General features: G+C 38.6%; 14 protein-coding genes. 12 read left to right on the top strand and 2 right to left on the bottom strand.

The annotated features are described in order from the left end of the window. Window positions 1-37: 37 nt before the first annotated feature. The 4 genes from AB7942_RS11020 to AB7942_RS11005 all read left to right on the top strand — a co-directional run bounded on the left by AB7942_RS11020 (window position 38) and on the right by AB7942_RS11005 (window position 2,453). Entirely contained in the window at window positions 38-517 is a 480-nt protein-coding gene (locus tag AB7942_RS11020) for a PaaI family thioesterase (RefSeq protein WP_369446881.1), read from the top strand. Window positions 518-770: 253 nt separating this feature from the next. Beyond that, window positions 771-1,151, top strand: a complete 381-nt coding sequence (locus tag AB7942_RS11015) for a CidA/LrgA family protein (protein ID WP_088087890.1) — start codon at window positions 771-773, stop codon at window positions 1,149-1,151. Beyond that, complete coding sequence (locus AB7942_RS11010; protein WP_369446880.1) at window positions 1,132-1,824, top strand: LrgB family protein; 693 nt, start codon at window positions 1,132-1,134, stop codon at window positions 1,822-1,824. The genes AB7942_RS11015 and AB7942_RS11010 overlap by 20 nt, the downstream gene beginning before the upstream one ends. A 143-nt stretch (window positions 1,825-1,967) precedes the next feature. After that, window positions 1,968-2,453 (top strand): hypothetical protein, encoded by a 486-nt coding sequence (locus AB7942_RS11005; RefSeq protein WP_369446879.1) that lies wholly within the window; start codon window positions 1,968-1,970, stop codon window positions 2,451-2,453. Here the strand turns inward: AB7942_RS11005 and AB7942_RS11000 are convergent. After that, a complete protein-coding gene (locus AB7942_RS11000; protein WP_369446878.1) occupies window positions 2,395-3,417 on the bottom strand; it encodes a TetR/AcrR family transcriptional regulator in 1,023 nt (340 codons plus the stop codon). The two genes, AB7942_RS11005 and AB7942_RS11000, sit on opposite strands and share 59 nt — an antisense overlap. 81 nt (window positions 3,418-3,498) lie before the next feature. On the opposite strand from AB7942_RS11000, the gene AB7942_RS10995 reads away from it, so the two are divergent. The 3 genes from AB7942_RS10995 to AB7942_RS10985 all read left to right on the top strand — a co-directional run bounded on the left by AB7942_RS10995 (window position 3,499) and on the right by AB7942_RS10985 (window position 6,631). After that, window positions 3,499-5,037: a DHA2 family efflux MFS transporter permease subunit gene (locus tag AB7942_RS10995; protein ID WP_369446877.1), complete on the top strand. Its 1,539-nt coding sequence runs from the start codon at window positions 3,499-3,501 to the stop codon at window positions 5,035-5,037. 129 nt (window positions 5,038-5,166) lie between these two features. Next, window positions 5,167-5,769, top strand: a complete 603-nt coding sequence (locus AB7942_RS10990) for a branched-chain amino acid aminotransferase (RefSeq protein ID WP_369446876.1) — start codon at window positions 5,167-5,169, stop codon at window positions 5,767-5,769. Between the two features lie 88 nt (window positions 5,770-5,857). Further along, the gene (locus AB7942_RS10985; protein ID WP_369446875.1) at window positions 5,858-6,631 is read left to right on the top strand and encodes a cobalamin-binding protein; all 774 of its coding nucleotides are present in this window, start codon (window positions 5,858-5,860) and stop codon (window positions 6,629-6,631) included. 66 nt (window positions 6,632-6,697) lie between these two features. Here AB7942_RS10985 and AB7942_RS10980 read toward each other — a convergent pair whose 3' ends face one another. Then, window positions 6,698-6,997 (bottom strand): hypothetical protein, encoded by a 300-nt coding sequence (locus AB7942_RS10980; protein ID WP_215004417.1) that lies wholly within the window; start codon window positions 6,995-6,997, stop codon window positions 6,698-6,700. Window positions 6,998-7,254: 257 nt separating this feature from the next. Between AB7942_RS10980 and AB7942_RS10975 the strand changes: the two genes are divergently transcribed. From AB7942_RS10975 to hydA, 5 genes are all read left to right on the top strand, one after another. Continuing rightward, on the top strand, window positions 7,255-7,932 hold the full coding sequence (locus tag AB7942_RS10975) for an NAD-dependent epimerase/dehydratase family protein (RefSeq protein WP_369446874.1): 678 nt from the start codon (window positions 7,255-7,257) through the stop codon (window positions 7,930-7,932). A 22-nt stretch (window positions 7,933-7,954) separates the two neighbouring features. Then, window positions 7,955-8,761, top strand: coding sequence for a uroporphyrinogen-III synthase (locus AB7942_RS10970; RefSeq protein WP_369446873.1), 807 nt, complete (start codon window positions 7,955-7,957; stop codon window positions 8,759-8,761). Between the two features lie 655 nt (window positions 8,762-9,416). Next, the gene (locus tag AB7942_RS10965) at window positions 9,417-10,772 is read left to right on the top strand and encodes an NAD(P)-dependent oxidoreductase (protein WP_088090458.1); all 1,356 of its coding nucleotides are present in this window, start codon (window positions 9,417-9,419) and stop codon (window positions 10,770-10,772) included. 32 nt (window positions 10,773-10,804) lie between these two features. After that, complete coding sequence (preA, locus tag AB7942_RS10960; protein ID WP_369446872.1) at window positions 10,805-12,091, top strand: NAD-dependent dihydropyrimidine dehydrogenase subunit PreA; 1,287 nt, start codon at window positions 10,805-10,807, stop codon at window positions 12,089-12,091. Window positions 12,092-12,112: 21 nt separating this feature from the next. Next, on the top strand, window positions 12,113-13,531 hold the full coding sequence (gene hydA / locus AB7942_RS10955; protein ID WP_369446871.1) for a dihydropyrimidinase: 1,419 nt from the start codon (window positions 12,113-12,115) through the stop codon (window positions 13,529-13,531).

Below are 13,531 nucleotides of genomic sequence, written 5' to 3'. Positions count from 1 at the left end.
GTCTATGAAAGCGTTTTCGGTGAAGGGGGAGAAATTAATGGAAGATAAAGTTTTAAAAGCAATTCAGGATGATTATCCGGATGATTTCGCCTGGTGTTATGGCTGTGGTCGATTGAACGAAGGGGGACATCATTTTCGAACTGGCTGGCATGGTGAACAAACAGTAACTATATTCACACCAGAAGCAGAGCATCTAGCACTTCCAGGTTTTGTTTATGGTGGAATTGTTGCCTCTTTAATAGATTGTCATGGAACAGGGTCTGCTGCATTGGCGCTTCATCGAAAAAATGGACATGAAGCTGGTGATGGAGAGGAGCCCCCAAGATTCGTAACGGCTTCCTTAAATGTGAACTTTCTCAAGCCCACTCCACATGGTATACCATTAACAGCAATCGGAACTGTCAATGAAATACACCCTAAAAAGTTTAAGGTTGAGACAGAAGTTTATGCGAATGATATTCTCTGTGCTCGTGGAGAGGTCGTCGCTGTTGTCATGCCTAAATCCTTTCTTAAATAGGCATTAATTATTCAGTTTTAGCCGGTCCTACTATTGGGAATCGGCTTTTTTTGCTTTATGAAGGTAACTCGAAATAAAAGTAAGTTATTCTACCATGTATTAAATCAAATTTAATAAATCTATGTTAGATACCATTCCACATTTACAGAAAAACTCAAAAAGGTATGCGATACTGACTTTAGAGAAATAAATTGTGACCCCATTTGTTAAAGAATAATGGGGCATTAATCTTAATGCAGGGGGTTGGAGCCGAATGGTTCGTACTATTGCTCAGTTTCTCACAATCTTAGTTATATATTTGATTGGAACAAGACTCGTTACTTGGCTTGATCTTCCTGTCCCTGGAAGTATTATTGGTATGGCGCTCTTATTCATTGCATTAATGTCAGGTGCTTGTAAGCTCAAATGGGTCGAAGCAGCCGCCCAGCTGCATATCAAACATATAACTCTTCTATTTATTCCATTTATCGTAGGTGTTTGGCATTTTGCAGGGATTTTTAGAGTAGAAGGAATAAAATTAGCAATCATCCTAGCAGCAAGCAGCCTGGTTGTCCTACTTGTTACAGCTTTTATTGCTGAGTATTTAGAAACTAAAAGAAAAAGGAGTAAACAAAATGGGAACAATGATTTCTAATATATTGTTATGTACCAGCATTACTGTTATGAGTTATGCAGTAGGAAATAAGGTGTTTAAAACTTATAACAAGTCATGGTTAAATCCGTTATATACTGTAACAGTGTTCATCATTGGTTTATTGACGCTTTCTCATATACATGTTGCCCAATATTCTTCTGGAACAGGTATATTTTCACTTTTATTAGGAACTGCTACTGTGTCCCTTGCTGTTCCCTTATATAGACATGTAAGAATTATTAGAAAAAATTTCGTAATTATTTTCTGGGCGGTTATGCCAGGCACATTAACTGGGGTAATTTCAATTGTCTTGTTGACGAAGTATTTGCACATGAATAAGGAAATTATGTTGTCGCTAATTCCAAAATCGGTCACTGCTCCCATTGCCTTATCAGTATCCCAGTCATTAGGGGGGATACCGTCACTAACGATTTTGTTTGTTTGTATTTCTGCGGTTTTTTCTTTAATGGTTGGGCCATTTCTTTTAAATATTACTCGGATTAGAAGCAGAATTGCTAAGGGATTAGCGTTAGGAACCTCAGCCCAGGCAATTGGTGCCAACCGTGCATTTGAATGGGGAGAAATTGAAGGGGTCATGGGGAGCATAGCGATGATTACCTCCGCATTGATCATGTCTATTTTGATACCCCTATTATTGCTGCTTTCCCTTTAATAAACTACTCTTAATACTAATTTATAAATTCATTACCGACATCTTAAAACAATTTTAATGAAAATGAAATAATTCTATCTGAAACCAAAAATACCCATCCGTCGTCAAATTTAATAGAAGCAGATAAATAAGGAGGCGAACGGGTGGAGGGTATTAGAAAAATGGCCGTTACCCTAGTGATTGTTTTGGTCATAGGATTTGGTCTAGTTGTCAGCAGATTTGGTTCTGCGCTTTTTCAGGAGGGAAATCCAATACCATTAATTGTTTCTGCAATGAAGCTTCACTTATGCGATTCAGAATTTGAGCTGTTCTCAAAAACAGATAAACGAAGCAGATACTTATCCGAAAGTAGTCAAGATAGCAGCTATAATGTAGTAAAAAAATATATGAAATCAAAAGGATGGAGGTTTCAAGAACAAATGGGTTTAGGGTTAATATTTACAAAAAATGGTGAAGATGCAATCGTGGTGGTAAAACAATATTCAAGGAATTACTTTATTTGGGAAATTCAGCAACGCTTTTCAAATAATAAAAGCCTTACCTACACAAAACAAACCCCTAATCCTTGGATTAGGGGTTTGTTTCTTCCGACTCTGTCACACTATAAAAAGACTCGATCAATTCATTAAGCTGCCCTAGTTCTTTTTTCCAAAGTGATTCGGGGTTTTGCTTTAATGATAATAGGGCACTTTGAATAAGAAACTTTCTTGGTGATTTTGTATGGATGATTTCTTCTTGAATAAAATCCAGAAGTTCATTGTATTTGCTTTGTTCTTCTACATCTTGAATGCTTTTCGTTATCGATGCCCTTAACGTTACCGCTATTTTCATCAACTGGGTGATAATCTCGAGATTGTTTTTTTGGCAGCCAGGGACCCATTTTTCTAAAGTATTTGGTTCTATTAATTGATCCCCTGATTCAGAAACCTCATCAACTATTTTAACCAATCGCGCCACGCTGTAGCGGACAACACTGCTTACTTTTTCTCCAGATTCATGGGCCATTCTATTGTATTGAACATTATATTGTAATATCCCTTGAAACATAATCGCACAATCTAATAGAAATGGTTTTTTCTCTTCGCCGAAGATGTCAATAAACCGATTGTAATACCACCGAAGTGAATTTAAACGAAGTCGTTGGATAAATTGTTTGAGGTCGGCATCATTAGAGGACAATACTTCCTCGTAAAGGGCAATTAATTTATTTTTCCTATTAGAAATCATTTGCAGTTCCACTTGCTTAATGAAAATTTCTATACTGGAAGGGTTTTGACCAATTAATAAATCGTTTCGATCCTTTTCGAGCCTCTTAAAAATTGTTTTATAAATCGCGATTAATAATTCGCTTTTCGATGAAAAATAATTATAAAACGTTCCTTTAGAAATCCCGCTATAGTCTAAAATATCTTGAATAGATGTTGCTTGGAATCCTTTTTCGATGAATAATTGATGAGCCATATTTACTACATGCTGCTTTCGGTCATTCATAAAATCACCTTTATTTCCATTTGTACTATTAGTATAAAAATATAGTACATTATTTAAAGCATTATTACAAATCCATAATTTTGCAGGTTTTTTTAATTGCAAAAATTGAACTCTGCGTATATTATTATGTAAGTGTGAAACAGGTGTATAAAAAAATGAACATATATTATAGGGGGAAATTGAATGAATCAAACCATAAAAAAGACTGCTGGCCCACCGTATGGCGTTCTTGCCGTACTGATTGTCGGAGCTTTTATTGCATTCTTAAATAACACATTATTAAATATCGCACTGCCTTCAATCATGGCTGACTTAAAAATAGACCCATCAACTGGTCAGTGGTTGATAACCGGTTTTATGTTAGTAAATGGAATTCTGATTCCATTATCAGCATTTTTAATTCAAAAATTTTCGGTCCGGCAATTATTCCTAGCAGCCATGCTTTTATTTACTTTTGGAACTGTTTTAGCTGGCTTTGCTCATGCCTTTCCACTTTTATTATCTGGTCGGATGATTCAGGCTTCTGGGTCAGCGATTATGATGCCTTTGTTAATGAATGTAATGTTAACAAGTTTTCCTGTTGAAAAACGTGGATTAGCAATGGGTGTTTTCGGGTTAGTATTAATGTTTGCTCCGGCAATTGGACCGACTTTATCGGGTTGGATTATTGAACACTATGACTGGAGAATGCTCTTCCATTTTGTCACACCAATCGCGATTCTCGTCGTATTGCTTGGCTTTTTCTTACTTAAAGATAAAAAAGGTAAGGTTGATATTCGTCTTGATTTCTTATCTGTGGTGTTATCAAGCGTAGGTTTCGGCGGAATACTTTATGGATTCAGTTCCGCTGGTAAAGAAGGATGGGATAGTCCGCAAGTTTATGGGACGCTTGCAGTTGGGCTCATTTCATTGGTAACATTTATTTTGCGTCAATTAAGACAAGAACGGCCACTTCTTAACTTCCGGATTTATAAATATCCAATGTTTGCATTATCTTCTGCTATATCCATGGTAGTTACAATGGCGATGTTTTCCGGTATGCTTCTTCTACCAATTTATGTCCAAAATATTCGCGGGATTTCCCCGATAGATGCGGGTTTAATGTTGTTGCCAGGGGCAATTCTAATGGCCATTATGATGCCGATTACAGGTAAACTTTTTGATAAATTCGGTGGTCGTGCTTTAGCTATTATTGGTTTAGCTATAACAGTGATAACAAGTTATTTATTTAGTAAATTAACACTGGAAACCACCTATACTCATTTAATTATTTTATACACGATCCGTATGTTTGGTTTTTCGATGGTAAATATGCCAATTACGACCAATGGCTTAAACCAGTTACCGGCACGGTTTTATCCTCATGGCACGGCGATGAATAATACGATGTCGCAGGTATCTGGTGCCATTGGGACAGCGTTGTTGGTTACGGTTATGACAACTCGTGCCAAAACACATGCAACTGAAATCGTTGAGGCTGCAAAGAAGGTTGTACCTAACCCTTCAATAAAGATTACAGAAGCCATGAAACTAAAAATGCAACATCAAATTGAGATGCAAGCTCTTTTGGAAGGAATTAATGATGCTTTCTTTGTAAGTGTATTTATCGCTGGCCTAGCTTTAGTTCTTGCCTTATTTATTAAACGGGCAAAACAAGCAGAAGATCCAGGTGAGATAAAACCGTCCGCTCATAAGGTAAAAACGAAATTAGCGGAAAATTAAATAGCAATTAGAGGGGGGCTTATATATAGTCACCTCTTTTTTTTGCAAAAATACATTATCATATTTGCTTTTTTACACATAAACACTCAAAATTAAAGATGAAAAGTGAATCATAGGAGGACATTCCTTATGTTAAAAGACCAAATCAAACAGTACATATCTGAACAGCAAAATAACTCAAACGGCAATAGTATTACCATTTTTAAAGAAGAAAAAGAGTATCTCGAAAAAAATCAGCTGGGTGATAATATCCAATTTTCGGAGAAGGATGTTAGTGTCCGCTTTGCAGACGCCTACATTGAACGTTGTGATAAAGAAACAGAAAATATGCTAAAGAATGAATCGACTTCATTCTTGGCTCAGCCTCTCGATTACTTAAAAATGCATAAAAATGAATTTATTTATTTGGAGTCTATTTGGTTTGATTTAATTGGTGTCGAGGCTGTTTCAATAGAAGCGGATGATGTATTTGGGACATACGATGTAATGTTGGGATTAAAACTGCAAAAGAAATTTGAAAAAGCGTTAAAGGAAAATTTAAATACCCAATTACACGGGGATGAAGCAAAATTTGACTTAATGTTCAGCTTGGAAGATGGATTATGGAATTTAAATTTTGCCCTAAACTATGTGGAAGGTTTTACCGAAGAGATATCCATAGGTGAGGCGTTCCAGCTTATTTATCGCTTTTTATTTCAGTTGGTTGCGGCCGTAGAAGGGGAAAGGAAATAAAAATACCCAAAAACGCATGGATGATTTTCCATCCATGCGTTTTATGATTCCTTTGCTTTAACTATATCGAGAGGAGAGATGGTAGAACATGCGAGTCATTTCATTGTGCCCTAGTAATACCGAAGTTATGGAATATCTGGGTTTAACACACTTATTAGTAGGAGTTGATGACTTTTCCGATTGGCCAGCCTCAATCAAAAATCTACCAAAGTTAGGTCCTGATTTATCGATTAACATGGATCTAGTTGAACAATTGCAGCCTGATATGGTCCTTGCTTCTTTAAGTGTTCCAGGGATGGAAAAAAATATTGAGGCTCTAAAGAAACGAGATATCCCCCATCTTGTTTTAAATCCACAATCATTAACAGATATTGAAAACGATTTAATCACAACCGCTGGAGTTCTTGGCGAACAAGAACGGGGAGTGGAGACGGCTCGGCAATTTCGTTCCCGACTTGAAAAAGTAAAACAGCAGAGCGTAAATCAAAGTTACCGACCACGTTTGTACTGGGAATGGTGGCCAAAGCCGATTTTTACACCAGGAAAAATAAATTGGCTCACGGAGATATCCGAAGCTGCTGGGGCAATAAACATCTTTCAGGATATTGAATTGGCCAGTGTTCAAACGGAGTGGGAAGATGTAATAAGTCGCAAGCCCGATTTTATTTGTCTTGCTTGGGTAGGAGTGAGGAAAGATAAGATTCAAAAAAGCCTTGTTAAAAAGCGAACTGGATTTGAAGAAATAGGGTTTAAAAGTGATGACCAGATTCTCATTCTTGAGGAAGAACTGTACTGCCGCCCCTCACCCAGACTGCTCGATGGATTAGAAAGGTTAGTAGATTTGATTCATAGATTTAAATGACCACAGAAGCACTTTTTTAATTTTTGGATAAATGAAAAGGGAGGGTATTACCCCCCTCCCTAAAAATCAACTAAAATCCTGCTCTGTAATCGAAATGGCTGAACCCGTTGATGTGTGCTGGTTTACCCAGCCTAACGAGGTTTCCGAGACATTAGTCCAATTGGGTATTTCTTCCTTATGTTGTTCAACCCAACTCATGCAGTACTGTGGGTCAATATTATAATCGAGGCACTGGGCTAGGAAAGATTGAATCGTTTCTTGGTTGCAATTCTCCCATGAACCACAAGTATTACTCCATACATTCTCCATTTTCGTTTGCAGAGATACATCATTAATAAAATTACTAAATTGGAAATCGTTAGGCATCCATGTTCCTCCTTAAAAAAATTTTCACTTCCTCAGTATGTCCAAGGAAAAAATAATTGAACAAAAATAATCTATAATATTGACAACTTTATCGTGATTTACCTTATTGAATTTTGTATCTTCCTTTTTAGGGTAAGATAAAAAGTCAAAATTATACATCTAAGGATTAATATTCTTCATTATTCACGAGGATTGTGTAATAATCTTAATGATACCGATTTAATGAGATAAAGGTTGGATCGTAAAGGGGATTAGATATGAAAAACAGAAAAAAAACGGCACTTGTTCTAGGTGCTAGCGGACTAGTAGGAAATGAATTAGTAAAAATCCTCATTCAACAAAAAAATTATGAAAAGATCCATATATTAGTCCGAAGACCAATTGAAAGCAATCATCCCTCCTGTGAAGTGCATGTCGTTGATTTTGACAAGCTAGATACATACTCGGAATTATTTCAGGTAACAGATGTTTTTTGTTGTTTAGGGACTACTATTAAAAAGGCAAAAAGCAAGGAAGCTTTTCGAAAAGTAGACTATGAATATCCGGTCGAGGCAGCAAAAATCTCATCAAAAACTGGTGTAGAAAAATTTCTCATTATTACCGCGATGGGGTCAAATTCTAAATCATTAATTTTCTACAATCAAGTGAAGGGACAAGTTGAGGAAGCTCTGGGTAAGTTAATTATACCATCTGTTCATATTTTCAGGCCATCACTATTGTTAGGAGAGCGGACAGAGTTTCGTTTTGGGGAAAGAATTGCGGAAAAAGCAAGTGCCTTTTTAAATTTACTTATGGTTGGCGCATTACGACCTTATAAAGCGATTGAAGCAAGGAACGTCGCAGCAGCAATGGCAGCCGTGGCCCAGACTGATAAAAGTGGTGTGAACATTTATCCTTCACATGAGATTGAAAGAATCGCAAGAGAAAAAAATTAATACGATTTGAGAGGTTAGTGCAATGGAGAAGGGTTTAACTGGAAAGCGAGTTGTCATTTGCGGTTCGCGAAAAATAGAAGAAATAAGTACGATAATTGGAAAACAAGGAGGTGTTCCTCTAGTCCGTACTCTTCAAGGGACTGTATTTTTAGCAGAAAAGGAAGTGGAACCTGATTTACGCGAATTTGTAAAGAAAGGTGCCGATTGGGTGATCTTCACAACGGGGATTGGTTTTGAGACACTCGTGGAATTAGCAACAAAGCTTGGATTAAAAGAGTCCTTTTTAAAGAACCTTCGTGAAGCACAGATAGCATCTAGAGGCTATAAAACCCTATCTGCATTAAAGAAATATGAGATTAAACCAATCGTGGTCGATGATGATGGAACAACAAAGGGATTAGCTCAATCACTCGAAACCATAGATCTCTCTGGAAAAAGAGTTATGTTGCAACTTCACGGGGAAACAGCACCAGTTTTAACAAAATTTCTCGAAGATCGCGGTGCTATTGTCCAGAAGTTACTCCCATACCAGCATATAGCTCCTGAAAAAGAGATGGTGGCAAGGTTATGTAATGAACTTCAGTCAGGTGAATGTGACGCGGTATGCTTTACTACGGCAACCCAGGTTCACTCGCTTTTTGACTATGCAAGAGAACATGAAATCTTTACAGACATTGTTAATTCATTCAAGGAAAAAACAGTAGCTGCAGCCGTTGGAAAAGTTACCGCAGCAGCATTAAAAGAGCAAGGGGTAGAACGGATCCTTGTTCCTGAAAATGAGAGAATGGGAGCAATGATTATCGAGTTGTCTAAATATTTCCAAAGTTGAACATGTCTGGGTGTACCTTCTTAATGGGGTACACTTTTTTTTATAAAAAGGGGTTCGTTTCCTCCACATTCGTAGAAAATGTCGAGAAGTTTTTTACGATTGTTTTATAATAAGTCAGTTTTCCTTATAAGGAAGATGCATTGTTAGGTAAGTAATACTTTACTGATTAGACATTTGAAAATGAACAAATAAAGCTTGTAAGATTAATTGACAATTCGATTTCTTTTTACAATATTTTTGGTATTATTGTGTTAAATTGAAAAAGGATTCAGAAAAGTGTACAAGCAATCTGCCCTCTGATAAAACTATTTATAATATTCCATATAATTTCTAATTTTCACCTAACAACAATACTCCCCTAGGTTTGCATTCATAGGAAACTACTTTCTTTTTACATAATGATTAATTAAATGCTTGCATCAATTTACAGATTGTTAGGTGAAATGTCTAAAATCAGTCTGTAAAATAATAATAAGATGCAGAATTTTCTGCGAAATAGATAAATGACTAAAGGAGTTGGTCCCTTTTTGGTAATATCAGTTTATTAAAGCGCTTACATTTTAAAGATCAGCACTTAAATAATTTATTTATTCCATATGTATTGGCCATAAACCATTCATATAAGAAGGAGGGCTTCTCTTTGGCGAATGAAAAAATGCAGCGTATATCCTTATCCAATCTTGAAAAGAACTTTCTAGAGGTGGAGCAGGGACTGACAAACCAAGAAGCTGTTGAAGAATCCAATCGGTGCCTCTATTGCTATGATGCTCCATGTATAAAGGCCTGCCCGACAGGTATTGATATTCCAACCTTTATTAAAAAAATTGCCTCAGGAAACTTACTAGGTTCCGCTAAAACAATCATGTCTTCAAATCCAGTTGGTGCAAGCTGTTCTAGGGTTTGTCCAACCGATGAACTATGTGAAGGTGCTTGCGTCCTAAATCATTCAACCAAGCCGATTATGATAGGCAATCTACAAAGATATGCTACGGATTGGGCAATGACAAATGAGCAAGTACTTTTTCGACCAGGTCAAGCGAATGGACGAACAGTTGCTGTCATCGGCGGTGGTCCGGCTGGACTATCGGCGGCAAGGGAACTGGCGAGATTGGGATACGAGGTTACAATATTTGAGGGGGCCGAGAAAGCAGGCGGCTTAAATACGTATGGAATTGTCTCTTTCCGTTTACCTCAAAGAATTTCCTTCTGGGAAGTAGAGCAGGTTGAGAAATTGAATGTAACCATTAAAACGAACACAATGGTCGGCAAGGATATTTCAGCCGAAGAAATTACTGAAAATTTTGATTATATAGTATTAGCAATAGGTATGGCACATGTTCCAAACCTGGGTGTTGAAGGCGAAAACTTAGCGGGTGTATTTGATGCGATTGAATTTGTCAAGGCAACAAAAAGTGGCCAGTTATCCGAAGAGTTTGTTGGAAAACGGGTTGTCGTAATTGGTGCTGGGAATACCGCGATTGATGGTGCGACTTGTTCCGTTCGGTTAGGAGCTGAAAACGTCAAAATCTTATACCGGAGAACGGAAGAAGAAATGACGGCCTATGAATTTGAATATGATTTTGCCAAACAAGACGGTGTGGAATTCCGCTGGTTAACAGCACCAAAAAGGATTATCGGTGATGAAACCGGGAAGGTAACCGGAATAGAGTGTATCAAAATGAAACTTGGGGATCCAGAAAAAGATGGACGGCGCAGACCTGTAGCAATCGAGGGTTCCGAATATGTACTTCCTGTCGATGCTGTGGTAAAAGCAATCGGTCAAACCAGACACCTGAAGTTAATTGAAGGGTTCGATCTTAGCCATGATGGCGGGGTTGTCAAGGTAAATCAAGAAACGTTCCAAACCTCCAATCCCAAAGTGTTTGGATGCGGAGATGTTGTGTTTGGTAAGGGGAATGGGGACGCCATGGTCGTAACCGCTGCGCAACAGGGAAAAGATGTGGCCTATGCCATTCATAAACAATATTCTGTTGTCGGAACGGCAAAATAACTTCTTATTTGATAAAAAGGGGAGAAAAATAGATGGCTGATTTACGTATTAATCTTGCAGGGATAAAATCTCCTAACCCGTTCTGGCTGGCATCAGCACCGCCTACCAACTCTGGCTATCAGGTACAAAGAGCCTTTGATGCTGGTTGGGGCGGGGCAGTCTGGAAAACATTGGGTGATCCTATTTTGAATGTATCATCAAGGTTTGCTGCAATTAGTTTTAACGGACAAAGGGTGGCCGGTTTCAATAATATTGAACTAATCACCGACCGACCTTTAGATGTCAATTTAAAAGAAATCTATGAAACCAAAAAGCGATTTCCTAACCATGCGATCATTGCTTCGTTAATGGTGGAACCAAAGCAGGAAAAGTGGCATGAAATCGTTAAACGTGTGGAGGATGTCGGTGTTGATGGACTTGAGTTGAATTTTGGCTGTCCCCACGGGATGGCAGAGCGCGGCATGGGTTCGGCTTCGGGCCAGGTCCCTGCACTTGTTGAGCGTCAGACCTTTTGGGTGAAAGAAGTTGCAAAGACACCTGTGATTGTAAAATTAACGCCAAATATCACTGATATTACGGCGACCGCAGAAGCTGCCTGCAATGGCGGTGCGGACGCGATCAGTATGATCAATACGATTAACAGTCTCATGGGTGTTGATCTCGATTCATGGAATACGATTCCACATGTGGCCGGAAAGGGTGCACACGGCGGCTATTGCGGACCTGCAGTTAAGCCGATTGCCTTAAACATGGTCGCTGAATGTGCAAGACATCCGCATATTAACGTGCCAATTTCGGGGATTGGCGGTATTTCCAATTGGAGGGATGCCGTTGAATTTATGTTGATGGGAGCCGCTGGCGTTCAAATTTGTACGGCCGCCATGCACCATGGGTTCCGAATCGTTGAAGATATGATTGAAGGACTCAGCAATTATCTAGATAGTAAAGGAATTGCCTCTGTGACTGAAATCATCGGAAAATCCGTGCCTAGATACTCGGATTGGGGCAACTTGGATTTAAATTACAATATCGTCGCAAAAATCAATAACGATGTCTGTATCAATTGCAATAAGTGTCATATTGCCTGCGAAGATACCTCGCATCAATGTATCGATATGTTGACGGACGCAAATGGAAAGAGCTTCCTCAAAGTGAGGGAAGAGGATTGTGTCGGTTGTAATTTATGTTCGATCGTATGTCCTGTAGATGGGGCGATTGATATGGTCGAAGCAGCAAGAGAACTGCCGCCGATGACTTGGAATGAACGACAGGCTGCCTTAAGTGGAGTTGTAGAATGTAAAGCAGATCTAACCAAGTAGAAGATATGGAGGGAATTATTGATGAAAAAAATTATCAAAAACGGAACCATTGTCACGGCTACAGACACATACCAAGCAGAAATATTAATTGAAGATGGTAAAATATCACAAATCGGGACGGATCTATCAGCGACAGGCGCGGAAATAATCGATGCGAAAGGCTGTTTTGTTTTTCCTGGAGGGATCGATCCACACACCCATCTCGATATGCCATTTGGTGGAACGGTGACAAAGGATGATTTCGAATCAGGGACCATTGCTGCTGCCTTTGGTGGAACGACAACGGTTATTGATTTTTGCTTAACGAATAAGGGGGAGCCGCTGAAAAATGCGATTCAAACATGGCATGATAAATCAGGAGAAAAAGCTGTTATTGATTATGGTTTCCACTTAATGATCTCAGAAATCAACGAGAATGTTCTCAGTGAGCTCCCTCAAGTTATTACTGAAGAAGGAATTACCTCTTTTAAGGTATTTATGGCTTACAAAAATGTATTTCAAGCGGATGATGAAACATTGTTCAAGACACTTATCTCTGCAAAAGAACACGGAGCCTTGGTCATGGTCCATGCAGAAAATGGGGATGTCATTGATTACTTAACGAAAAAAGCCCTTGATGAAGGGAAAACGGCCCCGATTTATCACGCACTAACGAGACCGCAGGAATTAGAGGGCGAAGCTACAGGGCGTGCAGCAAAATTTACGGGACTTGCCAATTCACAGCTATACGTAGTACATGTCTCTTGTGCAGATGCAGTGGAACAAATAGCGATAGCCCGAAGCAAGGGCTTTGATGTCTGGGGAGAAACCTGTCCTCAATATTTAGTCCTTGATCAAGACTATTTAGAAAAGCCTAATTTTGAAGGAGCTAAATATGTTTGGTCACCGCCATTAAGAGAGAAGTGGAATCAGGATGTTCTTTGGAATGCTTTGAAGAGTGGTCAATTGCAAACGATTGGTTCTGACCAATGTTCCTTTGATTTTAAAGGGCAAAAGGATTTAGGAAGAGATGATTTTACTAAAATACCAAACGGCGGTCCAATTATTGAAGATCGTTTGTCGGTATTATTCTCTGAGGGGGTCAAGAAGGGACGGATTAGTCTAAATCAATTTGTTGATATTACCTCAACCCGCAGCGCAAAACTTTTTGGCTTATTCCCGAAAAAAGGGACAATCACCATTGGTGCAGATGCAGACCTTGTTATCTTTGATCCGAATATCGAACGTGTGATTTCGGCCGAAACACATCATATGGCTGTCGATTACAATGCGTTTGAAGGTATGAAGGTAACCGGCGAGCCGGTTTCGGTGTTGTCACGTGGGCAATTTGTTGTTCGCGACAAGCAATTTGTTGGAAAACCAGGTTCTGGCCAATATTTGAAGAGGGAAAAATATAATAAAAATACACTAGTAAACCAAAGTGAAACACTATCTATCTAG

Source organism: Neobacillus sp. BF23-41 (assembly GCF_041106275.1).
Note: the sequence above shows the minus strand (reverse complement) of the source record. Positions and strands in the feature narration are given on the sequence as shown.

Coding starts and splice junctions, on each gene's coding strand:
- AB7942_RS11020 (WP_369446881.1), top strand. CDS start 38: ATGGAAGATAAAGTTTTAAAAGCAATTCAGGATGATTATCCGGATGAT.
- AB7942_RS11015 (WP_088087890.1), top strand. CDS start 771: ATGGTTCGTACTATTGCTCAGTTTCTCACAATCTTAGTTATATATTTG.
- AB7942_RS11010 (WP_369446880.1), top strand. CDS start 1,132: ATGGGAACAATGATTTCTAATATATTGTTATGTACCAGCATTACTGTT.
- AB7942_RS10995 (WP_369446877.1), top strand. CDS start 3,499: ATGAATCAAACCATAAAAAAGACTGCTGGCCCACCGTATGGCGTTCTT.
- AB7942_RS10990 (WP_369446876.1), top strand. CDS start 5,167: ATGTTAAAAGACCAAATCAAACAGTACATATCTGAACAGCAAAATAAC.
- AB7942_RS10985 (WP_369446875.1), top strand. CDS start 5,858: ATGCGAGTCATTTCATTGTGCCCTAGTAATACCGAAGTTATGGAATAT.
- AB7942_RS10980 (WP_215004417.1), bottom strand. CDS start 6,997: ATGCCTAACGATTTCCAATTTAGTAATTTTATTAATGATGTATCTCTG.
- AB7942_RS10975 (WP_369446874.1), top strand. CDS start 7,255: ATGAAAAACAGAAAAAAAACGGCACTTGTTCTAGGTGCTAGCGGACTA.
- AB7942_RS10970 (WP_369446873.1), top strand. CDS start 7,955: ATGGAGAAGGGTTTAACTGGAAAGCGAGTTGTCATTTGCGGTTCGCGA.
- AB7942_RS10965 (WP_088090458.1), top strand. CDS start 9,417: ATGCAGCGTATATCCTTATCCAATCTTGAAAAGAACTTTCTAGAGGTG.
- preA (WP_369446872.1), top strand. CDS start 10,805: ATGGCTGATTTACGTATTAATCTTGCAGGGATAAAATCTCCTAACCCG.
- hydA (WP_369446871.1), top strand. CDS start 12,113: ATGAAAAAAATTATCAAAAACGGAACCATTGTCACGGCTACAGACACA.